Below are 26,629 nucleotides of genomic sequence, written 5' to 3'. Positions count from 1 at the left end.
GCGCTCCGTTATACCGGATCAACCCATTTTCCTCGTTCTTTGACCAGCTCAATGAGACGGTCAACAGCAACCTGCTCCGAAATATTTTCATCGACACACTCTCTTCCTACATAGAGATTGATGCGGTTTTTTCCGGCTCCGACATATCCGAAATCAGCATCGGCCATCTCTCCGGGGCCATTGACAATACAACCCATGATGCCGATCTTCAACCCCTTGAGATGGGCCATTCTCTTTTTTATGGCGGCCGTTGCCTGTTCAAGCTCAAAGTAGGTTCTGCCGCAGCCGGGACAGGAGATGAATTCGGTTTTGGACATCCTGACTCTTGCACCCTGAAGTATATTGAAGGCAAGATTGACCTCGTCATCCACAGAGAGCCCGGTTTGGAGTGCGAGCATATCACCGATACCGTCACAAAAGAGCGTCCCGGTTTGAACGGAAGTGCTGATCAGCGAGTCAAGCCGTTCAGCAGCACTCTCCCTGTAACGAACAATGAGCGGATAGTCCAGTGAACGGCTGTTGAATGCCTGAACAAGACGACGGGTAGCAAAGAGCGCATCGTTTGACTGCACGGAAAAAAAGAGCCGTTCACACCCCTGCTGGTGCAGTTGTTCAGCAAGATGCAGAAGAACTCCGGCGGGGGCTGAGGCTGTCGCCTGTTCATGAAGAAAACAGAGCTCGACAGCGGCAAGGCGCTCACCCTTAAGATGGCTGAGAAGCTCTTTATCAAGCCGTTCACCCTCCACAATATCAAACCTTGCCTTTGAGACTTTATCAAGCAGACGAACAAAAAGGGAGATATCTCCCGTTGAAGCTGCAACAAAACGGGCATGATCCCCGAGTCTTGCCTGAAGCTGTTCAAGATGGTCAAGATCCTCACTGCTCTCTACCCGTACAGAGACCAGCTCCGAACGGATTGCATCCTGCGGTTTTTCGGGTGCAAGCCTTTTGAGCGCCTCCGCATAAACCCCATCCATATTAGCGAGAGGGGTGTGGAGCTCTGTTTCAACTCGCACCGTCTCATCACCCCCAACCCTCATCCCTGCAAGTTCAACCTTGCGGGAGAGACGACGCTGATAGCTGAATGGAGAGAACGGAGGCTTTTCCCGGGAAGGGTTATGCCGATTACGGTTTTCAACCACCTGACCTATGGGAATATGCCCCCTGTCGCCCTTGACAAGCTGGAAATCGTTATACTTTTTCACGATCGCAAATCCGACAGGAACTTCGTTAACCGGATCCTCAGTCAACGAGACCCGGATGGTATCACCAAGACCATCCTCAAGAAGCGCTCCGATACCCATAGCCGACTTGACCCGGCCCTCATCACCATCCCCGGCTTCGGTGACTCCGAGATGAAGCGGATAGGCATGTTTAAGCTCCCCGTCCGCCTTCTCAACCAGAAGCCGGTAAGCCTGAATCATCACCCGGACGTTTGAGGCTTTCATCGAAAAGAGGATATCGTAATAGCCGAGCTCTTCACAGATCCTTGCAAACTCAAGTGCCGCCTCAACCATCCCTTCCGGCGAGTTCCCGAACCGGCTGACAATACGGTCGGACAACGACCCGTGATTGGTACCGATTCTCATTGACACACCGAATTGACGGGCTTTTTCCACAAGAGGCGTAAACTCGGTACGGACATGCTCAATCTCCCGGAGGTACTCCTCTTCCGAATACTCATCGCTTGAGAACTTCGGTCGGGCAGCATAGTTGCCTGGATTGACGCGAATATTTTCCACAAATTCAACCGCTTTGAGCGCTGCTTTCGGTGAAAAGTGAATATCGGCAACAAGCGGCGTAGCAATACCGTCACGACGGAGTTGATCTCGTATGTTCCTGAGATTTTCAGCATCCTTTTCGGTCGGAACGGTAAGACGGATAATCTCGCACCCGGCTTCATAAAGCCTTCGGCACTGGGCAACAGTTGCCTCGGTATCCATGGTATGCATATTGGTCATGGACTCTACCCTGACAGGCTGATAGCCTCCCAGTACCAGGGCTCCAAAAGGGACTTCCCTGGTTAAACGGCGACGATACTGATACATTGAATGGTAGAACGCTTGGATGAAGAACTATTTATCGGTGATGATAAAGAGGGTTTCACCCGGTTTACGGAAATTATATTTCTCCCTTGCCGCTTTTTCGATACTGTCAGGATCATGAGCATGCTGGATGCGAAGCTCATTGGCAATAATTTTCTTCTGCTCAACTTTCAGGCGTTCAATAAGCAGACGATGCTCGGCTTCCATGCGGACTCTTTTAACAAGACCGAAGTCATCAAAAAGAAACCAGATAACGAAAAAAGCAAACACCAACCTGAAAAAATACTTTTTCGGGTTCAGTCGGATTTGCTCCCATATAGTGTTGATAATCTTCTTCAAGTCACAAAACGCTATGGTTGGCCGGGTAGTGCAGAGGTAAAAAAACGGACACCGGTATAAATGCAGGGAACCCTTTCAGCAAAAGGGTTCCCTGCACACTATTCAGACTCTGAAGGCTCTCTTTCCCGGATAGCGGGCCTGATCACCAAGCTCCTCTTCAATACGGAGCAGTTCATTGTACTTTGCCATACGATCAGAACGTGACATGCTGCCGGTCTTGATCTGTCCGGCATTTGTCGCTACAGCAATCTGGGCAATCGTGCTGTCCTCGGTTTCACCGCTGCGATGACTGATGACTGAGGTGTAACCATTGGATTTTGCAAGATCAATAGCCTGAAGGGTCTCGGTAAGTGTCCCGATCTGGTTGACCTTGATCAGGATGGAGTTGGCTACGCCGCGCTCAATGCCATCAGCAAGCCGTTTGCTGTTGGTCACAAAGAGATCGTCACCGACAAGCTGTACGCGTGAACCGATCTTGTCGGTCAGCATCTTCCAACCCTCCCAGTCATCCTCGGCCATACCATCCTCAATGGAGATAATCGGATAGTCACTGGCCCACTTCTCCCAGTACTCCGCCATCTCCTGTGAGGTCAGCTCCCGTTTGGATGATTTCTTGAACACATAGCGCTTCTTGGCGGAATCATAAAATTCGGAACTCGCAGGGTCAAGGGCAATCATAACCTGCGCTTCGCCGAGCCCGCCCTTGTCGGTCGGAGAACCTGCCTTATAACCGGCTTTGCCGATAGCCTCGATGACCAGTTCAATAGCCTCTTCATTTGAGCGAAGGTTCGGAGCAAAACCGCCCTCATCACCGACAGCGGTACTCAACCCCTTGCTTTTCAGTAGAGCCTTGAGCGCGTGAAATATTTCCGCACCGCAACGCAGCGCGTCAGAGAAGGTGTCGAAGCCGGCCGGCATAATCATGAACTCCTGAAAATCAACCGTATTATCAGCATGTGCTCCGCCGTTCAGCACATTCATCATCGGCACAGGAAGCGTGTTGGCAAGGGTTCCTCCGATATAACGGAAAAGCGGCAGACCGGTGTACTCTGCACCGGCACGGGCACAGGCAAGCGAAACACCAAGCAGGGCATTGGCTCCAAGTTTCGCCTTGTTCGGCGTACCGTCAAGAGCAAGCAACGCTTGATCAATCTCCTCCTGCTCGGTCACAAGCATTCCCTGAAGAGCATCATTGATAACGGTATTGACATTGTTAACCGCCTTGAGTACCCCTTTTCCAAGATAGATGCCCGCATCGCCATCCCGGAGTTCGACCGCTTCATGGATACCGGTAGAAGCTCCGCTGGGTACCGCGGCCCGGCCGAATGAGGTTTCGGTATAGACATCAACTTCAACCGTTGGATTTCCCCTTGAATCAAGGATCTGACGAGCAAGAATCTTCCTGATAATTGGCATAACGAAATATATTTATTGTTGTTATGAGCGTACTGCATAGGCCGGAGCTGAACGGTGATTATCGTTCAGCCATGAATTGAAAATATATCCTTTTTTCTCAACCATTTCATTGTTCACCCGGCAGCAAATAGTACTTTTTTTTGTTAATTACTTCTCGGGCGGTTTTCCTTTCACAGAATGTTTCCGCACCGCATTTATCGAACACCGACCGGAGAGGTCATCATTAATTCAACAAAGGAGTTCTGCCATGCATGCAGTACAGCCGGATCAATTGAGAAACATTGTTATTACAGGTCATACCGGAAGCGGCAAGACCATGCTTTGCGAATCACTTGCTCTCTCCATGGGAGTAATAAATCGCCTCGGAAGTATTGAAGACGGAAACACGCTCTCGGATTACTCAAATGATGAAATCGAGCGCCAACACAGTCTGAACACCTCCCTCATTCACGGTTTCTGGAACGAACAGAAAATAAACATTATCGATACACCCGGCCTGCTTGACTTTCACGGCGATGTCAAGTCCGCCATGCGGGTTGCCGATACCGTACTCATGACCGTCAATGCCGCAACCGGCGTTGAAGTCGGCACAGATATCATCTGGGATTATACCGGTGAGTACTATAAACCGGTCATGTTCATCCTGACAAAACTCGATGCCGAAAGAACCAGCTTCAACAATACGGTGCAGGAGCTTCGGGATCATTTCGGCCACCTTGTCACGCCCATTCAATTTCCGGCCGAAGAGGGCCTCGGACATCATACCCTTATCGATGTCCTGATGATGAAGCAGATAGAGTTCAGCCCGGATAAACCCGGCAGCATGACTATCTCCGAGATTCCGGACCTCTATCTGAAGCGTGCCGAAGAGATGCATCAGGAGCTTGTTGAAGCGGTTGCGGAAACCGATGAAGAGCTGATGAACAGGTTTTTCGAAGTCGGAAACCTTACCGAGGAGGAGCTCCGCTCAGGAATCAAATCGGCGCTGCTGACCAGAACCTTTTTCCCTGTTTTCTGCACCTCACCCCTCCATCTTATCGGTTCAGAGCGCCTCCTGAACGCAATCGTCAACCTCTGCCCCTCACCGATTGAACGCGGACCTGAACACACCATATGTACGGTCGATGAGAAAGAGAACCTTCTGCAGCCGGACCCGAACGGCCCCACCGTTGCATTTATTTTCAAAACCATGTCGGAACCCCGTATCGGAGAGATCTCCTTTCTGCGTGTATATTCGGGCCATCTTGAAACCGGACATGAACTGATTGATGTTCAGACCGGACAGATTGAAAAACCGGGGCAGGTATACACCATGCTCGGCCAGAAAAAAATCCCCGTTGACAAGCTCCTCGCCGGAGATATCGGTATGGTTGTCAAGCTCAAGGATGCCCACACCAATGATACCCTTGCCGACAAAGGGACGCTCTGCAGGGTCAGTCCGATCAAGTTTCCGGTACCGGTACTTGCCACGGCCATCATCCCTCTCACCCAGGGTGATGAAGACAAAATCTCTTCCGGCCTGCACCATCTGCATGAGGAGGATCCGAGTTTTGCCATTGATCATGATGTTGAGTTTAACCAGACCATACTGAAAACCCTTGGTGAAACCCACCTTGAAACCATCATCAGCCGCCTTCAGGCAAAATTCAATGTCAAGGTTGATATCTCCCCCATCAAGATCCCTTACCGTGAGACCATTCGTGTGCCCTCCTCAGCCCAGGGGAAGTATAAAAAGCAGTCCGGCGGCAGAGGGCAGTATGGTGATGTCTGGGTTCGTCTGGAACCGGTAGCTCGTGACTCGGGATTCAGCTTTGCAAGCGAAGTGGTCGGTGGTGTTGTGCCGACACGCTACCTCCCTGCTGTTGAAAAGGGACTTCATGAAGCCATTGAGCACGGTATACTTGCCGGCTATCCGGTGGTTGATCTCAAAGCAGTAGCCTATGACGGATCATTTCACCCGGTAGACAGTTCAGAGTTTGCCTTTAAAATTGCAGCAAGTATGGCATTCAAGGCCTCTTTCGAAAAGGCCAAACCGTTCCTGCTTGAACCGCTCTACTCCCTGACCGTCTATGCGCCGGATCAGTACACCGGTGAAATTGTCGGTGATATTTCCAGCAAGCGGGGTAAAATACTGGGTATGGAGGCTGATGTCAGAATGCAGATCATCCGGGCTCTTATTCCCCAGGCAGCACTGACACCGTTCCATCATGCGCTTACACGCCTGACGCAAAGCCGGGCAAGATATACCTACAGCTTCAGCCATTATGAGGAGGCGCCGCCCGATATCGCCCAGAAGATTATCGCCGATAAAGGGGCATAACTGCTTTCGTGTCATTTCGAATCCTCCCGACCCGTCGGGAGGGTGAGAAATCTTTTCACCGAACCTGGCAATCAATCAGATCCCTCCCTTCGGTTCGGGATGACATGCAGGGAACCTCGGAATGAGATTTCGGAAAGATCGCGATGGATCTTCTTTCTGTCATTTCGAATCCTGCGCAGCAGGTGAGAAATCCCGCTAACACGCAGGTCAGCCCCTACAGGAGGCCGAATATTGACTTTATCTTCAACAGCCAGACTATACGGATTGCCTCCCGGATATTCTGCCTGGTCATTTTTGATTTCCCTACGGTTCGGTCAACAAAGACAATAGGTACCTCCCGTATAGTGAACCCTTTTTTCCATACTCTGAAATTCATCTCGATCTGAAAAGAGTAGCCCTGGGAATTTATCCGGTCAAGATCAAGCGAACGCAATACTGCTGCAGAGAAACATTTGAATCCGCTGGTCGGATCAGCGACCGGTAATCCTGTTACCATGCGCGTATAGATACTGGCAAGTTTTGAAAGGATGAGGCGGCCAAGCGGCCAGTTGACAACATTGACCGTATTATTCATGTAGCGGGAACCGATAACCAGATCAGCACCCGTCATTGCTTCAAGCAGTTCACGGATCATCACCGGATCGTGTGAGTAATCTGCATCCATTTCAACAACATACCGGTAGTTGTGCTCAAGGGCGTAACGGAAACCGTTAAGGTAAGCTGTACCAAGCCCCAGCTTTCGTTCCCGTGTAATCATGTGCAGACGAGGAATAACTGTCTGCAGTGATCGCACAATATCCCTTGTTCCGTCAGGAGAGTTGTCATCAATCACCAGCATCTCAACAGTTGATGGGTAAAGCTGTTCCAGATCGTTCAGCAGCCTGCCGATATTTTCAGCCTCATTGTAGGTTGGAATGATGACCAGTACACTGTTTTGCGTTACAGCATCGTCCGTATGTAAGCTTCCGGATTGTTCCGGCTGTAAGGAATAAGTATCCTGCATGAGAGAAGGTGATATTCGAAAAAAAAAGCATTGCTCCGGTGAAGCAATGCTTTTATAAAACTACGCTGTGAAGAGAACAAGTTCACTACTCTTCTAACTCGACTCCCTGTGAAAACGGTGAAGGAAGCGCAGATCGAAATCAAGTCGCTCCGGAGGGGTGAATTTATAGTCAAGAACTTCACCGTCAGGAAGCACCTCTATCAATGCCGCAGCAGGGCATTCATCAGAAGAGAAACAGGCAGAGCAGGAGATACAGGCATCCTGGTCAATATAGGCCCTGAAACCTCCTTCCTGAACATCCCCGTAAAACTTGTACCCGATAGCCTGAACTTTTGGTGGACACTTGTCAAGGCAGAGACCGCAACCGACACAGAGGTTCTCGATAATAAAATAATGGGATTTCGCCCTTGGTGCAGCTTTGGCTGCCGGAGCTGCAGGTGCTGCGGGTTTGGCTCCCGGTGCTGAAGGAGCACCTTTAGCTGCAGGTGCAGCAGGTTTTGCTCCAGGAACCGGCTTGGCTCCAGGTACGGCCGGTGCCCCTTTTGCGGCAGGGGCTGCCGGTTTTGCGCCCGGAGCACCTTTTGCTGCCGGAGCTGCAGGTGCTGCGCCCGGAGCCGGTTTCGCTGCTGCCTTCTTTATCGGCTGAAGAGATTCCGAAGCAATACCGGTTCTTCCAAGATTGACATTAAGCGGTTCAAGCCTTGGCTTTCCAACCTGCTTCGGCGCAGGTGCTTTTGGTTTTGCCTCAGCCTGTTTTGCTGCCGGAGCTGCCGCCTTCGGCGGAGCTGGCTTGGCCTTTGAGGCTGGCACTGACGATATATCTGGCTGTTGTACAGGATCGGCCATAAAAACCCTCCTCTTAAATTACAGAATAGACTTTAGTAGCAATAATCAAAGCCTGAACGGTATTGCATACCGCCCAGGCTCTGGGAGTTTCAGGCGACCAGCTTCATCAGATAGTCAACAACCTGTGTAAGAAGAACCTGACCTGATACCGCTGCATCACCAACCTGCGGAGGCAGAGGGGAGTCAGTCTGATAGAATCCGTTTCCGATAAACAGGAAGACAAGGATAAATACACCGCCGAAATAAAGGAATGTACCTGCCATCTTCGAGTCTGAAATCGTCAGTACCGGGAAGCGGAACGCAACATCACGGTTGAGAAACTTCTTTCCAAGCCAGCGGATAGTTCTGGTCTGGATATCAGCACCTTCAAGACGGGAACCGCGATCTTCAAACCATACGGCAAAGCTGATAAACCAGATCAGATGACCGATCATCAGAATCGTCGAAAGATGCGAGCTTGAGAAGATGTTGACCGTCTCTGTCCAGAAGTAGTAGAAGATACCAGCTGAATAGTGATGGGCAAGTCCGGCAACAGAGTCCCATGCTTTTGCATCGGCCGCAGGAACACCATACATCATTGATGCAATCCATGCACCATCGATATACCAGCAGACTGCAGAAAGACCCTTGATTCCCCACAACATTGCAAACCAGAGCTGATCCTGGATCGATACACCGCATGTACCGCCATAGACCGGGCCAAGACAGGGGAAGGAGTAGGAGTTCTTCTTGAGACCAAGATCATCCCACAGTGGTGATGTGTGCGAGAAAAATGCAATACGAACAAGCGCGATCAATGAGAAAAGCGAACCTGCAACAATAACGTGAACCATAACCCAGTCATTGATACTTGGATCAGTGAACATCCACTGGAAAATCGGAAGTGGTTTCAGCCAGTAGAACGACATCAGAATGTTCGTACCGAACATATTCAGTTCACAGATGGTGTTCCAGACGATAACAGCATAAACGGAGAGCATGGTTGAAAAACAGAGTGCCATGACTGTTCCGAGAATCTTGACCTGGACCTCCTGATCACGACCCTTGGCGACAAAGACAGACTTGATCTGGCTGTAGAGGCCGTTAAGCTGGATTTTAAGGAGATACTGGCCACCATGATAAACACCGGCAAAGACATAGAGCACACCGCAGATAATATGGTTGAAGGTGATCAGGTTGATCACGGTTCTTGCCATACCGAAAGTAGATCCATTCTTCGGAAGAATTGCAAAAGCAGGAAAATCAACAAACTCTTTCGAGCCGGAGATGATTCTGCCGCCCTCCTGAACAAAGTTGTAGCTCACCCTGTTGAATGGCTCTCCATAAATATAGAAAGCAAGTGTGTCAAGGTGTTTGTAGTATGCGGCAAATGATGGCTGCTGGAAAGCAACGAAGGCGATACAACCAAGAGCAATGTTGATATAGCCGATTGCTGTAAGGTGTACCGAGAATGCGGCCTTCATATCATCATTGAGATGGGTGGCTGCATTCGGAGGGTTGTTCCACCAGTAGATACCAAGAGAGAAAAAGATTACCGCAAAGATGAACGACATAAAGGTCTCGGCATTGATCGTCTGAAAATCAGGAATCGGAGCAAAGCCAAGGATAAACCACATCACAAGACCCCAGCCGAGGAAGAGCAGCGACATGTAAACCGCATGAGGTCCGAGCGCATCCTTGTAGGATTTGGCGCTTGTTCCGCTGAAAACCACATCGCCGAACTTGCCGAGAAAGCGGAAGTCGCGGAAGTTACCGGCACGACCGGTAAACGGATTGGTGAGGTTGTGGGTCCAGTGACGCCATCCGCCGAAAATCAGAACGGAACCGGCCAGCAGGTGATACCCTGCCCAGGCGAGCAGATTCTGTCCGGCAAACGCAAGATCGTCGGTTTTGGTGCTGTAGGTATCAATACCGAGAGAGACCATTCTCGGCTTGATGGTAAGATAGAACCAGCTGTCATGAAATCCCGGTGCACCCCATGGAAAAACCTGAATGCCGGAAATGTAGTAGATGGCCATGAGAAAACCCAGAACTCCAAGCAGGGCAAGGTGAGCACCCACTACCTGCTCATCATCAACCTTGTCGGTATCAAAAATCTGATACCACTTGGTGCTACGAGTCTCTGTTCGCTGGAACAGAAATCTTCTCATTTTTGAAGCATCCTGCTCCTTGATAACGGATGGAGCGCCTGGAGCGCCGTTCCCCTTTGGAGAAGGAGCATTCCCCTTGGGAGGTGGGACTGTGCCCTTTGGCTTGACTCCGGCCGGATTCACTTGTTCAGCCATTGTATTCTCTCCTTTGTTTGGACATATTCAGGTTGAAGAAACCGAAAGAAAACTCTTGCGATACTGTCAGACTAATGCCATTTGGCCCTTGAGAGCTCAGCTGAACCATCCGGCTTTCTGCATGTATCGTAACGCTCTGCACGTAAAATCTATATCAGACTTCTGGAAATATCCATGTTAATACCTGCAACAGAGAGGGGATTCACCAAATAATTCACCTCACGTTTTAGCAAATAAAATAAGAAAAAATTTTTAATAATAAATTTTTTGGCGGCGCAATAAGGCGCTATTGTTTTATTATACAGCATGAAAGCTCTTCCTGGAGCCCTTTTTTTGGCCTTGAAACTATCTGAATGAGGCCGGAAGAAGAGCTCGGGGGAACATTAAACTGAATCATGGAAATCACCTTCAGCAAACTCTCGGGAGCAGGCAATGACTTTATTGTTATCGACAACCGCTCTCTTTCGATACATCTTGCTACCCGTCAGATAAGGGATCTCTGTACCAGGAGAACCGGTATTGGTGCCGACGGGCTTATTCTCATTGAGCCTTCAGAGCGCTATGACTTCAGCATGAACTATTACAATTCCGACGGCCTGTTGGGCTCAATGTGCGGCAACGGCGGGCGGTGCGCGGTCTGGTTCGCCCACACCATCGGCGTACACTTTTCATCTGCTAACGGTTGCACCTTTGAAGCCAACGGAAATCGCTATGTCGCCGTTGTGACCGGGCCGGAAACCGTTCAGCTCCGCATGCTCGCACCCGAAAACTTCAGAACCGGTATTGCTCTTGAAGGGCTCACCTGCCACTCGGTCAATACCGGCTCTCCGCATATTATTATATATACTTCAGACCTCGAAAGCGCCAGTGTCACAGGAACAGGCCGAACCATCAGGCACAGAACCGACGAGTTCCCCGGAGGCACCAATGTCAATTTTATCGAGATTACCTCTCCCGACTCTCTTTCGATTCGCACCTTTGAGCGCGGGGTTGAGGATGAAACCCTCGCCTGCGGAACCGGAGCAGTAGCCGCAGCACTCATGAGCCGAAAACTGGGCAAGGTGGAGAGCTGCAACATCAGGGTAACGGTAAAAAGCGGCGACATCCTTGAAGTCCGTTTCGACGAAGCGATGCAGGAGGTCTACCTTACCGGTCCGGCAAAGATTGTCTACAGAGGCACCATCACGATTGCATAACATGTCTATTCGCGTCCCAATGCCCGACCCGTTTAAAACCGCTCAAAATCAGCTTGATGAAGCCGCGGCAATAATAAGGCTTGATCCGGCTGCGCACGAACTTCTCCGCTGCCCGATGCGGGAACTGCATGTCACCATGCCGGTCAAAATGGACAACGGCACTACAAAAGTGTTTCGTGGCTTCCGGGTGCAGCACAACGATGCGAGGGGGCCAAACAAGGGAGGTATCCGCTTTCATCCCGATGAGACCATCAATACCGTCCGGGCACTCGCAACCTGGATGACCTGGAAAACAGCACTCCTCGACATTCCGCTCGGTGGAGGCAAGGGCGGAGTGATCTGCGATCCGAAAACCATGTCGGCGGGTGAACTTGAACGGTTGTCACGCGCCTATATCCGCCAGGTTGGTCGGATTCTTGGCCCGGAGAAAGATATACCTGCTCCCGATGTTTACACAACACCGCAAATCATGGCATGGATGGCTGATGAGTACGCCTTCATGCAGGGGAACAACGAATTCGGAGTAATCACCGGAAAACCGATCGCACTTGGAGGCTCTGCCGGACGGGGTGACGCAACGGCACGGGGCGGTATCTACTGTGTCCGTGAAGCCGCTACAGCGCTTGGCATCAACCTCACAGGAGCGGCAGCCGCTATACTGGGATATGGCAATGCCGGCTCCTCTGCACATAAACTGGCCGTTGAGTTGCTCGGCATGATGGTAATTGCTGTTTCAGACTCGAAAGGATGCATTTACAATGCTGAAGGTCTTGACTATAACGCAGTCAAAACACATAAAGAGAAAACTGGCACAGTCACCGGCTTTCCCGGATCCTCCGCAATCTCCAATGAAGAGCTGCTTGCGCTTGATGTGACGGTGCTCTTTCCCGCCGCACTCGAATCGGTAATTACCGAAACCAATACTTCGAATATCCGTGCGAAAATCATCGCGGAACTGGCAAACGGCCCGACAACTCCGGAGGCCGACCCTATATTATATAATAAAGGGATTCACATCATCCCGGATCTGCTCTGCAACGCCGGAGGAGTCACCGTCTCATACTTCGAAATGGTTCAGAACGCCTACGGCTACTACTGGGAAGAGGATGAGGTGCATTTACGCCTCGAAAAAAAGATGAAAGCCGCCTTCCAGAGCGTGCACAAAACAGCACAGCAATACAAGGTACACAACCGCCTTGCTGCATATATCGTCGCCGTCGAACGGGTTGCGGAGGCGATGAAGCTGAGAGGATGGTATTAGGAGGGGCCGGGCTATAAATCTGTTGCGCGATCCAATTGCTTCGTTGGGCGGTGCTCAAAATCCTTTCCCAGCCCCGATTGCATAGGGACCGCGCTACCGATATTTCGCCCCTCTGGGGCTTGACATCTATTGAGGGTGCGTAGTGAGCGGCTGAATTGCTTTTTTTGGGAGGTTAATTTATTGCAGATGCGGCTTCTGCATGCAATTTCAATCCGAGGGCACGTATTACTTTAAGAATGGTATCAAATCCCGGACTGCGTTCACCTGAAAGGGCCTTGTAGAGACTCTCCCGAGACAAACCCGCATCCCGCGCTACCTGTGTCATACCTTTTGCTCTTGCAATATCCCCCAATGCCTTCGCAATAAACGCTGTATCACCATTTGCCTCTTCCATGCACATCTCCAGATAAGCAGCCATCTCCTCCGGAGTACGAAGGTGCTCCGATACATCATATTTTGTCGTCACAGTTTTCGCCATGTGTAACTCCTATAAATTTTGTGCCAAGTCGCGTGCAGTTTTTATATCTCTGGCTTGCGTGCTTTTATCACCTCCAGCCAGCAAAATGATCACTGATCGGCCTTGCTGTATATAATAAACCCGATAACCGGGGCCATAATCAATTCACATCTCCGAAATCCCTTCACCGACAGGCTTGACATCCCCGGGATTACCCAAAGCAAGTCTCTCAATTCTTGCCTGAATGCGTGCACGTGCCCGAATATCTTGCAGGCAGTCGATCCTTTGTGATTTAGACAAATACTTCTGCAATCGTGTTAATCCCTGGCCGGCAAGATCATCGACCTTGAACTGGTGCCGCGACTCCTCTTCTTCAGCAAGCTCGAATAGTCGGATTTCAACTAACGCGCAGAGACCGACCACGATTAGAAGCGCTCGATTGCTTAGCCCAATTCCAAAATGCGTAACGTTGTCAACGCAGGAATTATCCTTTCTGAACGCTTCAATCTTCGCTGATATGTCATCAATCTCATACTTGTAAGCATTCAACTCGTGCCAATAAATGTCCATATTTATTCCCTGCCTGACATTGTAAATACGAATCCGCCATTGAATCATACTGCCAATCCATCCAAACTCAACTGGTCGAGGGTTATATAGAGAGGGGCGGATTATGCGCTTTTGGTGTTCTGGACTGCGTACCAGTCTACGAGTTCTCTTATCATACCATGATAGGAGGTATGGTGTTTCTTTGCTTCACTCTTGAAGAAGTCCACACTTGATTTTTTCAGTGCTATCGTAATCTTGACGTTCTCCTCCTTCAGGATCAATTGCTCAGGTGAAGGCAGAAAGTCTTTAACCACCTTTAATTCACCAATCGGCTCATCTGTATATTTAATACTACTCTTCATATATCCTCCTCCCTTTTCTAAAAACAAACCATTCAGCACCATCTACTCAATCAACCCACGCGCCCGTGCAGTCATGGCGGGAGTGATGAACATGAAGAGCACGCCGAAAACCATCAGCCCGCCCTGGGGGATGTTGTAATCGGCGAGGATACGCTCGAAGGTATAGCCGAAAAAGTAGCCGAGTGTGAATTCGAAGATGAGGGTCAGCACTACCCAGAGCGCTCCGACCTGAAGCTGCTCCCGGTGCGAACCGGGACCGAACCAGCGGATAGTGAGCCATGCGATAGTAAAGATAATGGCAGATCCGACCACCACCCCGATCTGATGAGAGAGCAGCTCTCCAACCCGTGGCACAAGAAAAAGCCGCCGCAGAGTACCATGAACCGACTCCGCCACAGCAATCAGAAACCAGACCGCAAATACTCTTTTCCAGTTCATCGAGCCCTCCTTACAATCAAACATCACGACAATCTGCTAACCCAATAGGAAGGATGCCGTTTCAAGTGCATTACAGCAAGAATCAGCAACTCATCAGGTAGTATCTTGTGCAAAAGAGCAAAAGGAAACCGGCGAACAAGGCATCTCCGCACTCTATTTCTGGTTTCAGGATATGCTTCCGGATTTTTTTCTATACGGGCAGCAGCTTCATTTATGCAAACTGCAAAATCGAAACCAAGACCATCTGCTTGACGTTCATAATAAAACATTGCATCAAACAGCTCATTTTCTGCGGGTTTAAGAAGGCGGACTTTTTTCACCTTAGTTTTTCTTTAGCCTCCCGAAGTACATCAGCAAAGGGTCGCGCCGTAATCTCTCCTTTCAAATAGGCCTGATAGCGCTCCTCTGCCTCATCAATCCATATATCCTCAATTTCCTGACCATCAGCTTCATCCAGACTTGCAAGCAGTTGCTCGGCAAGCTCTGCTCGGGCTTTCATTGGCAGAGCAAGAACTTTGCGTCTGATATCCGTCAATTCTGCATTCATGAATGATCCTCCATCTCTTATTTGTACAAATATATCACAGCAGCACTGGAGAAGCAACTGTTCATTACACTCCAGTCGCCGCTGAACTTTGCAAATAAACAGGACTCGTCAGGCAACCTGCTCCTTAAGCTCCATCCGTTCCCTGTAGGCAATAACATCCTCAATGGTGAGCACCGGATAGCCGTGTTTTTCGGCGAAAACAATAGTCTCCTCCATGTTGGCCATGGTGCCGTCGGGGTTGGTGAGTTCGCAGAGAACTCCGCAGGGGTTGAGCCCGGCGAGGCGCATGAGGTCAACCGTGCCTTCAGTGTGACCGGGGCGCTCAAGCACGCCGCCCGCCCTTGCCCTGAGAGGGAAGATATGACCCGGTCGGCGAAGATCGGAGGGAAGGGCATTCAGCGCAGAGGCCGCTTTTACCGTATGGACCCGGTCGGCAGCGGAAACCCCCGTTGTAACACCTTCCGCCGCTTCGATGGAGACGGTGAAGGCGGTCTGAAAACCACTGGTGTTGTTGGCCACCATCATGGGCAGCTCAAGCGAGCGCACTTTCTCGTCCGTCATGCAGAGGCAGACAATGCCGCTGCACTCCCTTATGAGCAGTGCCATCTGGGATACGGTAAGGTATTCGGTAGAATAAATAAGATCGGCTTCGTTTTCACGATCCGGAGAGTCGGCAACAAGCACCCCCTTACCTTCACGAAGGGCAGTTAGAGCACGCTCAACACGCTCAAAAGAGTCTCCATACTTACGGGCAAGAATCTGATTCATGGTATCATATTTTATTGATGGCAATTACGTACCATACCACAAAAGCATCTCAAAAAAACATGCTGCAAGCGGCAGCCAAAAGACTATGAAGAGTCCGGTGGCCGACAGCGCAGGAACAACATATTTCTGAGAGGTGCCCATGAATCAGGGCGAAGGAATGCAGGAGTATTTCCTGGGCATCGCTATCCTCTTTCATCCGGACTGTAACCGTCGGCTTTGGAGTTTCACCAAATCTGCTGACCTTTCGAAACAATCGAAAGCGCTCGCGGGCTTTCCGGATTAACAGCCGGTATACCGCCGGTGGGGATTTTCACCCCGCCCTGAGAACAGGTTAATGATATGTTACAACAACAGTAAAAAGATACATAAGGCAGGCGAAAGTTCAAAACGGGTGCCCGCGATTAATTTTGGCGAAATTGAGTAAGCCGTCGAAATTTGCAGAATCCCTGAAACGCACGTCGAAGAGCAAACAACACTTTTCAGGGGAAAAAAGGCGAACTTTTTAGCCGCCCGCGGACTTAATGTTAGCTGAATGAGAGGGTCGGATGACTCAACATATCCGGTGATCTCTCATTGAATTTGCCATAACGAAAACGAATAATTAAAACGGAGTTTTTTATGGAAAAGTGGGTCTGTATACCATGCGGCTACATCTATGATCCTGAAGTTGGTGATCCCGACAGCGGCATTGAACCTGGAACATCCTTTGAAAACATACCTGATGACTGGGTCTGCCCGGTTTGCGGTGTGGATAAAACACTCTTCGAACCGCTGAGCGAACAGCGGGGCAGGTAGATCGGGTAGTGCTCACGACAATTTATTACGATACCCGGATAACAGAAAACGCTCCATAACCGGAGCGTTTTCTCTTTCAAATCATCTTCAGGGAGTTTTCGGCTTGCCGCTATTTTCAGCAGGGGGTACACCTGAAGTGCCTTCTCCCGATCCCCCGTCAGCACCACCTTGATCGGTTGCGCTGCTATCCGCCGACAGCACATCATTAATAAGACTTTCGGGAATACCGACTACAACAGAATCAACCGCAGTGGTATCCGCAGGAAGCGACATAACCTCCTGATAGCCGGGAACTATAATGCCCCTCCGCTGCATGATGGCATAGATGATTCTGGAACGGGCACGAACGTATGGCGATGACCCCACCGGGGAGTACCTGATCGGGTTCGGCAGTACCGAGGCAAGCTTTGCTGCCTGCTGTCCCGATAACCCGGAGGGAGCCACGCCGTAGTAGTGACGGGAGGCTTCGCCGATGCCGAAAATACCGTCACCCCATTCGGCAACATTGACGTAGAGCTCCAGAATCCTCCGTTTGGAGAGTGTTTTTTCGATTCTCCAGGTAAGAATGGCCTCCTTGATCTTGCGTACCGGATTTTTTGATGCCGAGAGATAGAGATTCTTGGCCAGCTGCTGACTTATGGTACTGCCGCCCATCTTGAATTTTTTGGCCAGAATGTTTTTTTCGATAGCCCGCTCGATTGCCTGGTAATCAAACCCTCCATGCTGCCAGAACTTGTCGTCTTCGGCAATCAGCACCGCCTTGACAAGATTCGGCGAGATTTTTTTCAGGGGAACCCACCTCTGGCGGATCTTTTTATCTAACAGTCCCTCCTGAAGCCACTCGGCTTCCCGATCCTCCATAAAAGCGGTTTTCGCCGGGTTCTCATCAACCAGTCTGCCGACATCGGGATAGACAAAGTAACGGGCAATATCGGCAACGAACATCACCAGAAAAATGATGATGATTGCTCTGATAAATCTCATTTGTGCAGGTAGTTAATGCTGCCGGAAATAATGGTCCCTCTCGTACAATCAATTTTTTCAGAGGGCCCTGTAACTATGGATGTAAAATACCAAATAAGCGGGAGATACAACGGCAGGTGAGCAAATTTCTTTGCCCCTGCAATCGACAAAATGCAGCGCATGCATCAAATGCAGTACATAAATGGTGAACGGGTGAGCAGAAAAGGGGGGAATAAGAAAAGTGCCCTCGGGCAGACTCGAACCGCCGACCTACAGTTTAGGAAACTGTTGCTCTATCCACTGAGCTACAAGGGCATAGGGGGGAATTTAGTACTTTTGCAGAAACTTGCAACAACCCCGCTTATTTTCTTCCGAACATCCGGTCGAGCTGGTCAAGCGAGAGCTTGATGATAACCGGTCTGCCGTGCGGGCAGGAGTAGGGGTCACGGGTTGCAAAAAGGTTGTCAATCAGGGTACGCATCTCTTCGAGATTGAGCTTCTGTCCGGTCATGATGGCATTGCGGCAGGAGTAGGACTTGGCCAGATTGTCACGCTTGTCGAGCTTGAGCCGTGAAGCATTGTCCTGATATTCGGCAATCATCTCCTGAAGGATGGTCACCTCGGTGCCCGGTTTGACATCCTGTGGAACCCCCTCGATCATGATGGTCTTGTTGCCGAAGAGGCGCAGATTGAAGCCGAGACGGTAGAGATCATCACGGATCTCCTCAAAAACCTCGTACTCCCATGGCCGGAACTCTACTTTCTGGGGAAAGAGCAGCTGCTGGGAGTTGGGGACATTCTGGGTCATCACATCAACCGCACGTTCGTACAGAACCCGCTCATGCGCCACATGCTGATCGATCATCATAAGGCCGGTCTTGATCTGGCAGATGAGATACTTGTTATGCAGTTGCCAGATTTTCGGTTCAGCCTCTTTCGGGTTCGGCTGCCCCTCATCTCCAGGCAGCGGAGAGAGGAGGGCAAAAGAGAGTCCGTCATCACCTTCACGAAGCTCAGACTGAGGCTTCGGTGCCGGGGAGCCGGAACGGCCGGTAAAAAGTTCGCTCTGGAGCAGGGTTGACGATCTCGTTTCCGGAGCACTCTGAAATGCGCCTTCACGATAATTACGGTAGAGATCTCCCGTCGTCATGGATCTGTCCGGAATATCCTGGAAGGAGAGCTTCCGCCAGGCCGATTCCTTACGGGGCGCGCCAAAAGCATCATCACTCGCTGTGGCCGCAAGATCGGGAGAGAAATCATGGAGCTGGATAGCCCGCTTGATAACCGGATAGAACATATTGCGCACACTGCGTTCATCATCAAAGCGGACTTCAAGCTTGGCCGGATGAACATTCACATCGATACGCGACGGATCGATTTCGAGAAAAAGCAGCACAAACGGGGCCTGGCGCTCCACGAGCAGTTCACCATAAGCCTGCTGGACCGCCTGGGAGAGCATCCTGTTCTGGATAACCCGACGATTGATAAAGAAATACTGGTCGAGCTTCTTGCGCTTCTGCATGGCCGGCTTGCCGAGAAATCCTCGAATGGAGAGGTAATCGTTCTCCTCTGAAAGCTCAATCAGACTGTCGGAAAAATCACTGCCGTAAAAAAAGTTGAGCCGTTCGGCCATTTCCGGCGTCCTGAAATGGAAAAGCTCCTCGTCATCGTTGTACATCCTCCACTCGATCTCCGGATAGGCGAGTGCAAATGACTTGATAACTTCGAATATATGCTGAAACTCGGTGGCATTGGATTTCAGAAACTTCCGGCGGGCAGGAACATTGTAAAAGAGGTTTCTGACACTCATGGTTGTTCCCTGCTCTCCCTGAACACCCGACTCCTCGGCAAGAACTCCCCCTTCGTAGCGGAATCGCAACCCGAGCGTCTCTTTGGCTGTCCGTGTTTTCAGCTCGAAATGCGAGACCGAAGAGATACTTGCCAGTGCTTCGCCCCTGAATCCGAGCGTTTTCAGAGAGTCGAGATCCTCGACTCCGATAATCTTGCTTGTTGCGAAACGCTCAACACAGAGCAGCGCATCGTCGCGCAGCATCCCCGCGCCATTATCAACTATACGTATAAGCTCCTTTCCGGCATCCTTAATAGAGAGCGTTATTTTATCGGCTCCGGCATCAATGGAATTCTCCAGAAGTTCCTTGACAACCGATGCCGGACGCTGAACAACTTCGCCAGCAGAAATCTTGTTAGCAATACTATCCGGTAATCTTGCAATTCTTGCCATACGCTGTCATGAGAACATTTTTCTTTTCGCCAAAGCCGTTGCCGATAATTTACGAGCAGAACAAGTTATTGATAAAAGAGCTTCTTTTTTTACAAAATGACAATTTAATTTTGAGAGGGTGAGCGCTTTTCAGTCTTACGCTTGCAGGTGCTGAATGCATGAGAAAAAATAGTCAGCGGTTCGCTTGCGGAACAGAATATCCAGGCGTTCAGGAGGCGCGAAGATACTCCCAGAGTTCACGAAGAACAGCTTCACTGAAGCGGATTTTGTTCAGCTCGCGATCTCCATGCATGAAGAGTGTGCGCGACTGCACGGCTCCTGAGGATTTAACCGCCAGTGCGAGGCAGAGCATACCGACCGGTTTTTCAGCCGAGCCGCCCGCAGGCCCGGCAATACCTGTTGTTGCAAGCGCAAAATCAGCCCCGCTTTTTTCAAGACACCCTCTTGCCATAGCACAGGCAACCTCTTCGCTCACGGCTCCGAACTCTTCAACACGCTCCTTCGGCACCCCCAGCGTCTCCTCTTTGGCTTTGTTGGTGTAAACCACAAAACCCTGGAGAAAATAGGCCGATGAACCGGCAACATCAGTCAGGCGGCTTGCAACAAGACCGCCGGTACATGATTCAGCCACAGCAACCGTGAGCCCCCGGCGGGAAAGCAGTTCGCCGATCGTCTCTTCAAGTGTACTCTCTCCGGTAGCATAGATAAACCTCTTCGCCCGCTTGATGATGGCATCAACAACCCCCTTGTTATCCTCCTCCACTCGCTCCCGGTCACTGCCGACCGTGCTTATCATCAGCGATACACCTGCGGCATGGGGAAGATAGGCCAGGGTTGTTCCCTTCGGAAGCGAATCCTCAACCTCAACAATCATCTCCGCCAGCATCGATTCACCGATACCAAGCGTTTTAACCGGCGTATGGCGGATAAATGAGGAGGAGAGTGCCGAAAAATAGGGGAGCACCGTAAGCTCCATCATAGCCTTCATTTCAGAAGGAACTCCCGGCATCAGAACCAGATAGTGGTTCCTGAACGGATCGCCGCATCCGATAATCATGCCCGCCGCCGACCCTTTGGTATTCAGAATAACATGCGACCCTTCAATCACCATCGCCTGGTCACGAAGAGCATCACTCATGGTACGGCCACGCTGTTTCATCAGCGCAGCAAGATTCTGATAGGCATCCTCACTCAGCTCTACTCCTCTCTGGAGAAGCTGCTGAACTGCACTGCGGGTCCGGTCATCGCGTGTAGGTCCGAGCCCTCCGGTAACCAGCACCACCTCGGATCGTTCAAGTGATTCGGCCAATACGGCGGCAATTTCCGGCTCAACGTCAGCGCAGGCAACTATCCGGTTCACCGCAATGCCGATACCGGCAAGAGCACCGGCCATAAACGACGCATTGGTGTTTACCCGCTGCCCTTTGAGCAACTCATCACCGATTGAAACAATATCTGCACGCATATGGCTCTCTGTTAAACCAGATAACTTGCTATCCGGAGAATATCGGCAAAAACACCCCCTGCGGTAACCTCTCCGCCTGCACCGGGGCCACGGACAACAAGAGGAGTTGCATGGTAGCGATCCGTAGTAAAGACCACCATATTTTCCGATCCGCTGAGTCCGGCAATAGGACTTGAAAGCGGAACCCGTTTGACTCCTATCGATGCCTTTCCGTCCTTTATTCCACCGGCATAGGCTATGGTCATCCCGTCCGCTGCGGCTTTTTCGCTCTCTTCTGCATACCAGCTGTCCACACTCTCCAGTCGGTCAAGAAACTCCCCGACCGGCATCTCACCGCGATACTCCTCCGGTACGAGACTCTCGACAAGCACATCACTGAATTCGAGGGTAAAGCCGAGTTCACGGCCGAGAATGAGAAACTTCCGGGCAAAATCAGCACCCGAGAGATCGTCCCTCGGATCGGGCTCGGTATAGCCCGCCTCTTTGGCTCGCCGGACAATTTCGCTGAACCGCCCTCCCTTGCGCAGTTCGTTGAAAATAAAGCTCAATGTTCCGGAGAGAACTCCGTCGATACTGATAATCTTGTCTCCGCTGTTTTTAAGGTCGTTCAGCGTGTTGATGATCGGCAGCCCGGCGCCGACATTGGTTTCATAGAGAAAACGGGCGTTGCTTTTGCGCTGGGCATCCCTGATGCTCCTGTAGAGCGGCCAGCTGCCCGCCATGCCAAGTTTGTTGGCGGTGACAACGGAAATATTGGCCAGCAGGAGATCGGGATAGATTGCCGCAACATCTTTGCTTGCCGTACAATCGACAAAAATGGTATTGTGCAGGTTTTTCTCCCGGATAATCTCCATATACCCTTCAATACCCCTCTTCCCGCTTCTCGGCTGAAGAGCCTGCTGCCAGGAATCAAGATCAATACCCTCATCATTGAGTGCAATAGTGCCGGTATTTGCCATCCCGCAAACAACCACATCAAGGTCATTCTCCTCCTGCAGATTTCGCCGATGGGCACGGATCTGCCCGATGAGGCTTTTTGCAATCGTACCGGTCCCGGCAATAAAGAGATGCACCTTGCGCTGCGAGAGAAAGAATGATTCATGAATACAGTTCAGGGCCTTGTCCTCATCATTGCTGTCAATGACAAGGGAGATGTTCATCTCATTTGCGCCCTGGGCCACCGCAATGACATTGACCCCGTTTTTGCCGAGTGTTTCAAACAACTGGGCGGATACACCCGCATGGCCGGACATGTTATTGCCTACTACGGCAATCATGGCAAGATTTTTGCGGATTGCAAGCGGATCAATCTGACGGGACTCAATTTCAGCCCGAAACTCCTCTTCAAGTATTTTTTTTGCGTTCGGAGCCTGGGCCGGGTTGATGGCCAGCGTGATCGACTGTTCGGAAGAGGCCTGGGATATGAATATGATGTTGATGCGGTGACGGGCAAGACAGCTGAAAAGTCGTGAGGCAATCCCCGGAACGCCAACCATTCCGCTACCGGACATGTTCAACAGTACAATATTATTAATGGATGTAAGCCCTGTAACGGGGAGCGTACGGTTTCTCTCCGGAGAGAATGGCGCTCCATCAATTCGTGTTCCTTCAGCCGATGGATTGAAACTGTTTTTGATCAGGATCGGAATGCCCGCCTTCATGGCCGGCTGAACAGCAAGCGGATGCAGCACCTTTGCTCCGGCATGGGAGAGCTCCATGGCTTCAGCATAACTGATAAACGGCAGAATCCGGGCATCCCGGACCCGTTTTGGATCAGCACTGAAAAAACCGTCCACATCGGTCCATATACAAATTTCGGCTGCACCAAGTGCTGCGCCAAGAATTGATGCCGTATAATCAGAGCCTCCCCGCCCGAGGGTCGTTGCCGAACCATCCGGCGCGGCCGCGATAAAACCGGTCACCACCGGAACACCGGCAAAAGAGGCGAACTGTTTTCGGATCTGCAGTTCGGATGCATGAGCGTCAACCCTCGCATCGGCATAATTGGCATCGGTAACAATCAGCTTTCGGGCATCAAGATAGTATGCTTCAATCCGTCGCTGTTGAAGATAACTGCTGACCATCAGTGCCGAGAGTCGCTCACCGAATCCAAGCACAAGCGCCAGACTTTTATCAGAAAGCTCCCTGAGCAGAAAGACACCGTGCAGAATATCCTTGAGTTCGGAAAAATCAGTGGTGAATGCCGATGAAAAGGTATCGGGGACATTTCCGGAAAAGAGTTCCTGAGACATTTGGAGATGGCGCTGCTCAAGCTCTTCGAGGGTGCGGCGATATCCGCTCTCTCCGATCCCGGCCCTGGTGGCAGAGTCAAGCAGAAGATCAGTTACACCCTGAACTGCCGAAACCACAACAATAAGGTTATCATCAGCCAATGCTCCGGCAATGATATCGACCACGTTGTTCATCCGCCCGGCCGACCCCAGAGAGCTCCCCCCAAACTTGTATATCTTCATGCTCACGCCCACGCCTTGATTGAATATGAAATGAGATTGATGGTGAATCATTACCCGTTAAAATATAAATCATTTCCGGTTCAGCCGCATCTCCGGCAGCGCTCTTGAACAATTTCACAAAAAAAAAGCGCCCACTGGGGGGCGCTTTTAATCATACATTCGTCATGCTGTAGGTCAACTGCTCAATGCGTCAGCGCCCGCAACAATTTCACTCAGCTCGGTAGTAATCGCAGCCTGGCGTGCACGGTTATAGCTGATGTTGAGAGAGCGGAGAAGATCCTTGGCATTCTCTGTCGCCGAATCCATCGCAGCCATACGGGCAGCATGCTCGGCAGCATTGGATTCAAGCAGCATTCTCCATACCTGGGTATTGAGATGGCGGGGAACCAGCACATCAATAATGGCGGAGGGAGAGGGCTCGTAAATATAATCACTGCTGCTCTCCTTGACGGCACTAACGGGCGCAATAGGAAGAAGCTCCTCAGCTTTCAGGTTCGGCGCAAGCACCGACTTGAACTCATTGTAGACAACGATCACCCGGTCAGCCTCTCCACGCAGATACATACCGGAGGCGGTATCGGCAATCTCCTTGGCAATGCTGAAATCAAGATTCTGGAAAACCGCCGGGTACCCCTTGAGAATGTTGTAATCCCGCTTGCGGAAGAACTCAAGTCCTCTGGTGCCCGCACAGATCATACTTACGCCACCCTTGCGGTGAACATCGGCGTAATCTTCATGAATGGTCTTGTATGCGAGCTTGATGATATTGGTATTGAACGCACCGCATAGACCCCTGTCGGAAGTAACAAGAATCACAAGCACCTTATTAACCTCCGGACGTCCCGAAAGCAGAGGGTTACGCGAAGTATCTACCTTTGCAGAAAGAGAGCCGAGCATCTCCTTCAGCTTTCCGGCATAGGGTCGAGCCATGACGGCCCGATCCTGTGCTCTTCTGAGCTTTGCTGCAGCTACCATCTTCATCGCCTTGGTAACCTGCTGTGTAGACTTCACCCCTTTGATTCGTACACGTATATCCTTTAATGTAGCCATGAATTACGGGACTGTTATTAATTGCTTAAAATCTGCTGATCCTGATATTACGCCTTGTTTTTTGCCTTGAAGGTCTCAACAAACTTCAACGCGAACTCCTTGAGCTTGTTGGCTGTATCGCTTTCAAGAGCACCGCTCGTTGCAATAGCGCTAAGAATGTCACTCTGCTTGATTTCAAGCGCAGAGAGGAACTCCTCTTCAAACTTGCGGATAAAGCGCAGATCAACCGTATCGAGCAAGCCCTGGGTTCCGAGGAAGATGATCGCAACCTGCTTTTCAACCGGCATCGGGATATACTGACCCTGCTTGAGGATTTCAACAAGCCTCGCACCACGATCAAGCTGTGCTTTTGTTGTTTTGTCAAGATCAGAACCGAATTTCGAGAAGGCCTCGAGTTCACGGAACTGGGCAAGATCAAGACGAAGGGTACCGGCAACCTTTTTCATGGCCTTGATCTGGGCTGCACCACCAACACGGGAAACCGAGATACCGACGTTGATAGCAGGCCTCTGACCGGAGTTGAAGAGGTTCGACTCAAGGAAGATCTGTCCATCAGTGATGGAGATCACGTTGGTCGGAATATAGGCTGAAACGTCACCTGCCTGTGTTTCAATAACCGGAAGCGCGGTAAGACTTCCGCCACCTTTCACGATAGACTTGAGTGCATCGGGAAGATCGTTCATCTTGCGTGCAACTTCAATATCGTCAGTTATTTTCGCAGCTCTTTCAAGCAGACGGGAGTGCAGATAAAAAACGTCGCCAGGATAGGCTTCGCGTCCAGGTGGACGGCGAAGAAGGAGGGAGAGCTGACGATAGGCAACGGCCTGTTTTGAAAGATCATCATATACAACAAGTGCATGACGGCCGGTATCGCGGAAGAACTCACCAAGAGTAGCTCCGGCAAACGGGGCAATAAACTGAAGCGGTGCAGGATCCGAAGCCGTAGCGGAAATAACGGTGGTGTACTCCATTGCACCATATTTTTCCAGCGTATTGACAACCTGGGCAACCGTTGAACCTTTCAGGCCGATGGCAACATAGATACAGAAAACGCCTTTGCCTTTCTGGTTGATGATAGTGTCAATTGCAACCGCTGTTTTTCCGGTCTGACGGTCACCGATAATAAGTTCGCGCTGTCCGCGACCGATCGGAATCATGGAGTCGATAGCCTTGAGACCCGTCTGCAAAGGCTCGTGAACTGATTTACGATAGATAACACCGGGAGCCCTGCGTTCGAGAGGAAGACGAAGCTCGGTTTCGATGGAGCCTTTTCCGTCGATCGGCTCGCCAAGCGGATTGATAACCCTGCCGAGCATAGCCTCGCCAACGGGGATTGAAGCAAGAATGCTGGTTCTTTTAACCGTATCACCCTCTTTTACCAATGTTGATTCACCAAACAACACAGCACCGACGTTATCCTCCTCAAGGTTCAACGCCATACCCATGACGTTATTGGGAAACTCAAGAAGCTCACCTGCTGCTGCCTTTGACAAACCATACACTCGAGCAATACCGTCACCAACCTGCAGCACTGTTCCTACGTCATAAACTTCTGCTTCGGACTCAAAACCGGCAAGCTGCTTGCGAAGTATGGATGAAACCTCATCAGGCCTGACTGTTGTAGACATATCTTATTCCGCTTGGTTATTTGTTAAGAAAAGAGAAAGATTCTGTTTACCTTCTTTTGAAGTTTAAATCGGGCGGCTGCCTGTCCAAAAGATTAAAACCTAAATTTAACGAAAAGCTTTTAGTTATTCAAATTCTCTCTCTCATTTGATTGAAGCTTCGTTTTATTTGATGTCTATCCT

General features: G+C 50.6%; 22 protein-coding genes, 1 tRNA gene, 1 pseudogene and 1 riboswitch. Of the genes and pseudogenes, 4 read left to right on the top strand and 20 right to left on the bottom strand.

The genetic code is table 11. The features are described 5' to 3' along the window. Positions 1-8 precede the first annotated feature (8 nt). From ispG to eno, 3 genes are all read right to left on the bottom strand, one after another. Positions 9-2,048 (bottom strand): (E)-4-hydroxy-3-methylbut-2-enyl-diphosphate synthase, encoded by a 2,040-nt coding sequence (gene ispG, locus G9409_RS04280; protein WP_166807595.1) that lies wholly within the window; start codon positions 2,046-2,048, stop codon positions 9-11. A 27-nt stretch (positions 2,049-2,075) separates the two neighbouring features. Beyond that, a complete protein-coding gene (locus G9409_RS04275) occupies positions 2,076-2,384 on the bottom strand; it encodes an FtsB family cell division protein (RefSeq protein WP_235923233.1) in 309 nt (102 codons plus the stop codon). 102 nt (positions 2,385-2,486) lie between these two features. Further along, on the bottom strand, positions 2,487-3,800 hold the full coding sequence (gene eno / locus G9409_RS04270; protein ID WP_166807594.1) for a phosphopyruvate hydratase: 1,314 nt from the start codon (positions 3,798-3,800) through the stop codon (positions 2,487-2,489). 247 nt (positions 3,801-4,047) lie between these two features. Between eno and G9409_RS04265 the strand changes: the two genes are divergently transcribed. Further along, a complete protein-coding gene (locus G9409_RS04265; protein ID WP_166807593.1) occupies positions 4,048-6,120 on the top strand; it encodes an elongation factor G in 2,073 nt (690 codons plus the stop codon). 214 nt (positions 6,121-6,334) lie between these two features. Here the strand turns inward: G9409_RS04265 and G9409_RS04260 are convergent, their stop codons facing one another. The 3 genes from G9409_RS04260 to G9409_RS04250 all read right to left on the bottom strand — a co-directional run bounded on the left by G9409_RS04260 (position 6,335) and on the right by G9409_RS04250 (position 10,254). Next, positions 6,335-7,123, bottom strand: coding sequence for a polyprenol monophosphomannose synthase (locus tag G9409_RS04260; RefSeq protein WP_166807592.1), 789 nt, complete (start codon positions 7,121-7,123; stop codon positions 6,335-6,337). Positions 7,124-7,216: 93 nt separating this feature from the next. Further along, positions 7,217-7,969 (bottom strand): indolepyruvate ferredoxin oxidoreductase subunit alpha, encoded by a 753-nt coding sequence (locus tag G9409_RS04255; RefSeq protein WP_166807591.1) that lies wholly within the window; start codon positions 7,967-7,969, stop codon positions 7,217-7,219. 89 nt (positions 7,970-8,058) lie between these two features. Next, positions 8,059-10,254, bottom strand: coding sequence for a photosystem I reaction center subunit IX (locus G9409_RS04250; RefSeq protein WP_166807590.1), 2,196 nt, complete (start codon positions 10,252-10,254; stop codon positions 8,059-8,061). A 395-nt stretch (positions 10,255-10,649) separates the two neighbouring features. On the opposite strand from G9409_RS04250, the gene dapF reads away from it, so the two are divergent. Continuing rightward, entirely contained in the window at positions 10,650-11,450 is an 801-nt protein-coding gene (gene dapF, locus G9409_RS04245; protein ID WP_166807589.1) for a diaminopimelate epimerase, read from the top strand. 1 nt (position 11,451) lies between these two features. Beyond that, a complete protein-coding gene (locus G9409_RS04240) occupies positions 11,452-12,711 on the top strand; it encodes a Glu/Leu/Phe/Val family dehydrogenase (protein ID WP_235923232.1) in 1,260 nt (419 codons plus the stop codon). A gap of 172 nt (positions 12,712-12,883) precedes the next feature. On the opposite strand, the gene G9409_RS04235 is transcribed toward G9409_RS04240, so the two are convergent. The 7 genes and pseudogenes from G9409_RS04235 to ribB form a co-directional block, all read right to left on the bottom strand. Beyond that, the gene (locus G9409_RS04235) at positions 12,884-13,189 is read right to left on the bottom strand and encodes an addiction module antidote protein (protein WP_166807588.1); all 306 of its coding nucleotides are present in this window, start codon (positions 13,187-13,189) and stop codon (positions 12,884-12,886) included. Between the two features lie 9 nt (positions 13,190-13,198). After that, positions 13,199-13,468: pseudogene (locus tag G9409_RS12185) on the bottom strand (type II toxin-antitoxin system RelE/ParE family toxin). Between the two features lie 371 nt (positions 13,469-13,839). Continuing rightward, positions 13,840-14,079, bottom strand: a complete 240-nt coding sequence (locus tag G9409_RS04225; protein ID WP_166807587.1) for a CopG family transcriptional regulator — start codon at positions 14,077-14,079, stop codon at positions 13,840-13,842. A gap of 42 nt (positions 14,080-14,121) precedes the next feature. Further along, entirely contained in the window at positions 14,122-14,517 is a 396-nt protein-coding gene (locus G9409_RS04220; RefSeq protein WP_166807586.1) for a hypothetical protein, read from the bottom strand. Positions 14,518-14,540: 23 nt separating this feature from the next. Beyond that, positions 14,541-14,837, bottom strand: coding sequence for a type II toxin-antitoxin system RelE/ParE family toxin (locus tag G9409_RS04215; RefSeq protein WP_166807585.1), 297 nt, complete (start codon positions 14,835-14,837; stop codon positions 14,541-14,543). Further along, a complete protein-coding gene (locus G9409_RS04210; protein WP_166807584.1) occupies positions 14,834-15,064 on the bottom strand; it encodes an addiction module protein in 231 nt (76 codons plus the stop codon). The genes G9409_RS04215 and G9409_RS04210 overlap by 4 nt, the downstream gene beginning before the upstream one ends. A gap of 108 nt (positions 15,065-15,172) precedes the next feature. After that, positions 15,173-15,832: a 3,4-dihydroxy-2-butanone-4-phosphate synthase gene (ribB, locus tag G9409_RS04205; RefSeq protein WP_166807583.1), complete on the bottom strand. Its 660-nt coding sequence runs from the start codon at positions 15,830-15,832 to the stop codon at positions 15,173-15,175. 180 nt (positions 15,833-16,012) lie between these two features. Continuing rightward, positions 16,013-16,164: riboswitch (FMN riboswitch) on the bottom strand. A 286-nt stretch (positions 16,165-16,450) separates the two neighbouring features. Here ribB and rd point away from each other — a divergent pair. Beyond that, complete coding sequence (gene rd, locus G9409_RS04200; protein WP_166807582.1) at positions 16,451-16,627, top strand: rubredoxin; 177 nt, start codon at positions 16,451-16,453, stop codon at positions 16,625-16,627. Between the two features lie 87 nt (positions 16,628-16,714). Here the strand turns inward: rd and mtgA are convergent, their stop codons facing one another. The 7 genes from mtgA to atpA all read right to left on the bottom strand — a co-directional run bounded on the left by mtgA (position 16,715) and on the right by atpA (position 26,449). Next, positions 16,715-17,611: a monofunctional biosynthetic peptidoglycan transglycosylase gene (gene mtgA, locus G9409_RS04195; protein ID WP_166807581.1), complete on the bottom strand. Its 897-nt coding sequence runs from the start codon at positions 17,609-17,611 to the stop codon at positions 16,715-16,717. Positions 17,612-17,832: 221 nt separating this feature from the next. Beyond that, positions 17,833-17,905, bottom strand: a tRNA-Arg gene (locus tag G9409_RS04190). 46 nt (positions 17,906-17,951) lie between these two features. Continuing rightward, entirely contained in the window at positions 17,952-19,832 is a 1,881-nt protein-coding gene (gene mutL, locus G9409_RS04185) for a DNA mismatch repair endonuclease MutL (protein WP_166807580.1), read from the bottom strand. 208 nt (positions 19,833-20,040) lie between these two features. Next, positions 20,041-21,297, bottom strand: coding sequence for a CinA family nicotinamide mononucleotide deamidase-related protein (locus tag G9409_RS04180; protein ID WP_166807579.1), 1,257 nt, complete (start codon positions 21,295-21,297; stop codon positions 20,041-20,043). Positions 21,298-21,308: 11 nt separating this feature from the next. Further along, positions 21,309-23,771 (bottom strand): bifunctional aspartate kinase/homoserine dehydrogenase I, encoded by a 2,463-nt coding sequence (gene thrA / locus G9409_RS04175; protein WP_166808023.1) that lies wholly within the window; start codon positions 23,769-23,771, stop codon positions 21,309-21,311. A 174-nt stretch (positions 23,772-23,945) separates the two neighbouring features. Then, entirely contained in the window at positions 23,946-24,821 is an 876-nt protein-coding gene (locus G9409_RS04170; RefSeq protein WP_166807578.1) for a F0F1 ATP synthase subunit gamma, read from the bottom strand. A 47-nt stretch (positions 24,822-24,868) separates the two neighbouring features. Continuing rightward, entirely contained in the window at positions 24,869-26,449 is a 1,581-nt protein-coding gene (atpA, locus tag G9409_RS04165; RefSeq protein ID WP_166807577.1) for a F0F1 ATP synthase subunit alpha, read from the bottom strand. Between the last annotated feature and the right edge of the window lie 180 nt (positions 26,450-26,629).

The organism is Candidatus Chlorobium masyuteum, from assembly GCF_011601315.1.
Classification (GTDB): Bacteria; Bacteroidota; Chlorobiia; order Chlorobiales; family Chlorobiaceae; genus Chlorobium; species Chlorobium masyuteum.
Note: the sequence above shows the minus strand (reverse complement) of the source record. Positions and strands in the feature narration are given on the sequence as shown.

Excerpts from the sequence above, each read along its gene's own strand:
- ispG (WP_166807595.1), bottom strand. The coding sequence starts at position 2,048 with ATGTATCAGTATCGTCGCCGTTTAACCAGGGAAGTCCCTTTTGGAGCC.
- eno (WP_166807594.1), bottom strand. The coding sequence starts at position 3,800 with ATGCCAATTATCAGGAAGATTCTTGCTCGTCAGATCCTTGATTCAAGG.
- G9409_RS04265 (WP_166807593.1), top strand. The coding sequence starts at position 4,048 with ATGCATGCAGTACAGCCGGATCAATTGAGAAACATTGTTATTACAGGT.
- G9409_RS04260 (WP_166807592.1), bottom strand. The coding sequence starts at position 7,123 with ATGCAGGATACTTATTCCTTACAGCCGGAACAATCCGGAAGCTTACAT.
- G9409_RS04255 (WP_166807591.1), bottom strand. The coding sequence starts at position 7,969 with ATGGCCGATCCTGTACAACAGCCAGATATATCGTCAGTGCCAGCCTCA.
- G9409_RS04250 (WP_166807590.1), bottom strand. The coding sequence starts at position 10,254 with ATGGCTGAACAAGTGAATCCGGCCGGAGTCAAGCCAAAGGGCACAGTC.
- dapF (WP_166807589.1), top strand. The coding sequence starts at position 10,650 with ATGGAAATCACCTTCAGCAAACTCTCGGGAGCAGGCAATGACTTTATT.
- G9409_RS04240 (WP_235923232.1), top strand. The coding sequence starts at position 11,452 with ATGTCTATTCGCGTCCCAATGCCCGACCCGTTTAAAACCGCTCAAAAT.
- G9409_RS04235 (WP_166807588.1), bottom strand. The coding sequence starts at position 13,189 with ATGGCGAAAACTGTGACGACAAAATATGATGTATCGGAGCACCTTCGT.
- G9409_RS04225 (WP_166807587.1), bottom strand. The coding sequence starts at position 14,079 with ATGAAGAGTAGTATTAAATATACAGATGAGCCGATTGGTGAATTAAAG.
- G9409_RS04220 (WP_166807586.1), bottom strand. The coding sequence starts at position 14,517 with ATGAACTGGAAAAGAGTATTTGCGGTCTGGTTTCTGATTGCTGTGGCG.
- G9409_RS04210 (WP_166807584.1), bottom strand. The coding sequence starts at position 15,064 with ATGAATGCAGAATTGACGGATATCAGACGCAAAGTTCTTGCTCTGCCA.
- ribB (WP_166807583.1), bottom strand. The coding sequence starts at position 15,832 with ATGAATCAGATTCTTGCCCGTAAGTATGGAGACTCTTTTGAGCGTGTT.
- rd (WP_166807582.1), top strand. The coding sequence starts at position 16,451 with ATGGAAAAGTGGGTCTGTATACCATGCGGCTACATCTATGATCCTGAA.
- mtgA (WP_166807581.1), bottom strand. The coding sequence starts at position 17,611 with ATGAGATTTATCAGAGCAATCATCATCATTTTTCTGGTGATGTTCGTT.
- mutL (WP_166807580.1), bottom strand. The coding sequence starts at position 19,832 with ATGGCAAGAATTGCAAGATTACCGGATAGTATTGCTAACAAGATTTCT.
- G9409_RS04180 (WP_166807579.1), bottom strand. The coding sequence starts at position 21,297 with ATGCGTGCAGATATTGTTTCAATCGGTGATGAGTTGCTCAAAGGGCAG.
- thrA (WP_166808023.1), bottom strand. The coding sequence starts at position 23,771 with ATGAAGATATACAAGTTTGGGGGGAGCTCTCTGGGGTCGGCCGGGCGG.
- G9409_RS04170 (WP_166807578.1), bottom strand. The coding sequence starts at position 24,821 with ATGGCTACATTAAAGGATATACGTGTACGAATCAAAGGGGTGAAGTCT.
- atpA (WP_166807577.1), bottom strand. The coding sequence starts at position 26,449 with ATGTCTACAACAGTCAGGCCTGATGAGGTTTCATCCATACTTCGCAAG.